This is a genomic window from Tritonibacter horizontis (assembly GCF_001518015.1).
Classification (GTDB): domain Bacteria; phylum Pseudomonadota; class Alphaproteobacteria; order Rhodobacterales; family Rhodobacteraceae; genus Epibacterium; species Epibacterium horizontis.
Window position 1 is genome coordinate 1 of sequence record NZ_LPUY01000113.1, and the last position, 3,458, is coordinate 3,458.

Sequence of the window (3,458 nt, forward strand, 5' to 3'; positions counted from 1 at the left end):
CCCATAATGCCGCGCTCCGGTTTATGCCGCGCCGACCCTTACAACCTGTTGCGTTGCGGTTAGATCGGCGCAGCATATCGGCATAATTCAGAGCGCTTCGAGGAATGCCAGGAGTTCGTCACCCGGTCGATATCGTCCACCCGTCTGGTCAACCGGCTTTGTCAGAGCCATCGCCTTTTCTTTCAGTTCGATATCGGCGTGGATGTAGACCTGTGTCGTCTCAATCGATTCATGGCCCAGCCAAAGGGCGATAATCGTTCGGTCCACACCGCTCTGTAGAAGCTGCATTGCAGCGGTGTGGCGCAAGACATGGGGTGTGACGCGCTTCAGTCTGAACGTCGAGCTGGTCGAGGCGGCGGTTGCCGCATGTTTCCGAACAATTCGCTCAACCGCATCTCTGCTGAGCGACCTGCCACGGATGGTTGCGAACAGGGGATCGCTGGGCTCAGTCCGGCACTGCGCAAGCCATGCCTTCAATGCAAACCGACTGTCTGTCCGAAGCGGCGTTGCGCGTTCTTTTCGACCCTTGCCCACGCATCTGAGGTGCGCTCCGGTGCCAAGCTCGACATCGCCAACGCGAAGGCCGATCACCTCCGATACACGCAAGCCGGTTTGGAGCATTGTGAGAAGCAGAACGCGGTCGCGCCGCCCAAACCAGGTCGTCTGGTCAGGTGCCTTCAGCAAGGCCTCCATCTCGTCACGGGTCAGGAAGTCCACGACGCGTTTTTCGTGCCGCTTGGACGGCATCGCCAGCACCTTCTGGCAATGGTGCAGGAGCTGGGGCTCACAGCCCGCGACGTATTTGAAGAACGAGCGAATGGCCGCGAGGCGAGTGTTCCGGCTTCGCGCGCTGTTACCTCGTTCCTCCTCGCAGAAGGTCAGGAACCGACCGATGATGTTGGCGTCAATGTGAGCCACATGTAGCTCAGTCGGCGGCAGCCTTGTCTGCGCCTCGGCGTATCTCAGCAAGAGCCGGAAGGTGTCGCGATAGCTGGCAATCGTGTTTGGACTGGCCTGCATCTGGGTCAACAGCCGCTCGGTGAAGAACCGCTGCACATAGACGGGCAATGGATAGGTTGCGATCATGATGCGTCCTCCAAAACCCGCCGTTCGGCCCGCGCCGCGGCTAACTGCATCAGCTCGGGCACGGCCTCGATGTACCAGAACGTGTGCTTGGGCTCGGAATGGCCGAGATAGGTGCTGAGCTTGTACATTTCAGTTTCGATGTCCCGGCCATCCCGGAACCAGTCCAGGATGGTGTGAACGGCAAATGTGTGCCGCAAATCATGGATGCGTGGCCCATGTCCGTGGCGGTTGAAGGCTTGTGGTGACCGAAGGCCGATGTTTCTGCTGACCTGCGCGAAGTTGTAGCGTGCCCCGCAATCTCCCGCCGGTTCGCCATCCTCTTTGATGAAGAACCGGGATGATTGCTGCGGAACCAGACGATCCCGCAGCTCGGCATATCGAACAAGCCAATGAGCGGTATCCTCGTTGACGGGAAGCTGTCGATCCTTGCCATTCTTGGTGTTTCTGAGCGTTAGGATAGCGCGTTCCAGATCGACGTCATGCTGATCCAAAGACAAAGCTTCGTTCACGCGCATCCCCGTCACCGCGATCAAGCCGAACAGGGTCTGCCACAATGCGGCACGGAGGCCATAAGGTGACGGCAGTCGACCGGCTTCAACGACAAGATCCGCGATCTGACTGGGCGCATAGATGTAGGGGACACGCCTTCGGTATCGGCCTGTGACAAGCTGGCTGGACGGGACCTCGGTCCGATTGTCGTGCTCCGCAAGCCAAAAGGCGAACCGGCGCACCATACCAAGGCGATGAGACCAAGTGTTGTTGTCCGCGCTGCCGTAGTTTGCCTTCCAATCGAGGAACAAGGGCGTCGAGATCCGATTGAACCCGTTTTCACCGGCATAAGTCGTGAACTTGCGCAGGACCCGTTCCTCAAAGGAGAGGTCAAACCCCATCGAACGCCGAAGGGCCAGATATTCATCAAGTCGTTGGGACAGCGTCTTCATTGGGCGTCTCCCGAAGTTGGCCAGGGGCGCGAGATCGAGCGCAGGGCAGCCACATCGTATTGCGCATAGATGGTTGTGGTCATTGCAGATCGGTGACGCAGCACGTCCCCGATCTCAGCAAGCGAAGCACCCTTTCGCAGCATGTCGGTGGCCAGGCTGTGCCGCAGAATGTGGGTGCCTATATAGGCTTGTGGCGGGCTAATGCCGGTCGCGTCATAGGCGTCTCGCAATATCCATCGCAGGATTTGCGCGTCCTTGAACCTCTTGAAGGGCGGTTTCACCGACACGAACAGCGCGCGGTCCGGGCCCCGGCGCTCATTCTTGATGTAATCGACAATCGCCTCACCAACCTCCGCCGACATCGGCATCCGATCGTGCAACTGCCTCTTGCCGCGGATCAGGATTTCTCCAGCGCGCCAGTCGATGTCATCCAGTTCGATCGCTGTCACTTCCGGCGCACGAAGACCGAGACGGGCGATCAGCATCAGCATTGCATAGTTGCGCCGACCCGTTTTCTGGTGGTCGCGCACCACCTCAATGAGCCGGTTGACCTGTTCCGGCTCCAGATACCTCGGGATGCCGGTCGGTTTGGGCTGCCTGGCTTTCGGCACAGCATTGCTCAAGTTGCGCTCAGTCTTTCCGCTCCAGAACAGGAACTGGAAGAGGTTGCGAAGATGCGATGGGCCTGTCTTGTCCCGCGGCGCGTTTTGTTCCTTGCGCAACCAAAGTATGAACCCAGTGATGTCGTCTGGCTTGATGGTGTTCAAGTCACCCAGGCCAGAGCCGAACTTCGCAGTCAGGAACCGATCAAAGAACCGTAGGCAGTGATAAATTGTGTCCTCAGACAAGCCGCGCTGACTGCGAAGATAGGTTTCGTATTCCCGTTTCAGGCAGGCCCTCGGTGACATGTCGAGCGGCGGTTCTGAGCGCGGCGGTGCGCCTGCATTTTCAATGAGATAATCCCTGAACCGATTGATGCGGTACCGACAGTGCTTTTGGTCTCTCGCAGAAGCCGCACTGATGATCGACGTCGCCAGATGGTCCACACGATCATCGGTCAGCTCAGTGGGACAGACGTCTGCCTCCAGCATCGCCGCCCAAAGCGCCTCGGCTGTGGTTCTGTAATTGGCGATGGAACGGAGGCCGTATCCCTCCGCCTCGATCTGTAGGGCAAAGCGATCGGCATGGCTGCCAGCTTTCAGTTTCCGCCTCGTCGTTTGATCTGGGTGCGTATCGTTTTCCATGAGTGTTTCCTTCTTTTGGTTGAAGGTTGCACCTATGGCAGATCGCCGGCCCCAATTGCGCAGTTCGCCACGCTCACATGGCGGTTCTGAACTACAGTCTTATGCAGCCGGAAAACGACAAAAACCGCAGGAAACAAGACTTCGCCTGAACAAGCGCGGCATAAACCGGAGCGCGGCATTATGGGCC

At 58.5% G+C, this 3,458-nt stretch carries 3 protein-coding genes; all 3 read right to left on the reverse strand.

Features of this window, described 5'->3' with window-relative positions; genetic code table 11:
* Positions 1 to 87 precede the first annotated feature (87 nt).
* The 3 genes from TRIHO_RS20060 to TRIHO_RS20070 are packed head-to-tail and all read right to left on the reverse strand — an operon-like array spanning position 88 to position 3,271.
* Entirely contained in the window at positions 88 to 1,086 is a 999-nt protein-coding gene (locus TRIHO_RS20060; protein WP_106406209.1) for a tyrosine-type recombinase/integrase, read from the reverse strand.
* Positions 1,083 to 2,027 carry a tyrosine-type recombinase/integrase gene (locus tag TRIHO_RS20065; RefSeq protein ID WP_058123597.1) on the reverse strand — a complete coding sequence of 315 codons (945 nt, stop codon included), beginning with the start codon at positions 2,025 to 2,027 and terminating at the stop codon, positions 1,083 to 1,085. Before TRIHO_RS20065 ends, TRIHO_RS20060 begins: the two co-directional genes overlap by 4 nt.
* Positions 2,024 to 3,271: a tyrosine-type recombinase/integrase gene (locus TRIHO_RS20070; protein WP_199484383.1), complete on the reverse strand. Its 1,248-nt coding sequence runs from the start codon at positions 3,269 to 3,271 to the stop codon at positions 2,024 to 2,026. The genes TRIHO_RS20065 and TRIHO_RS20070 overlap by 4 nt, the downstream gene beginning before the upstream one ends.
* Positions 3,272 to 3,458: the final 187 nt, after the last annotated feature.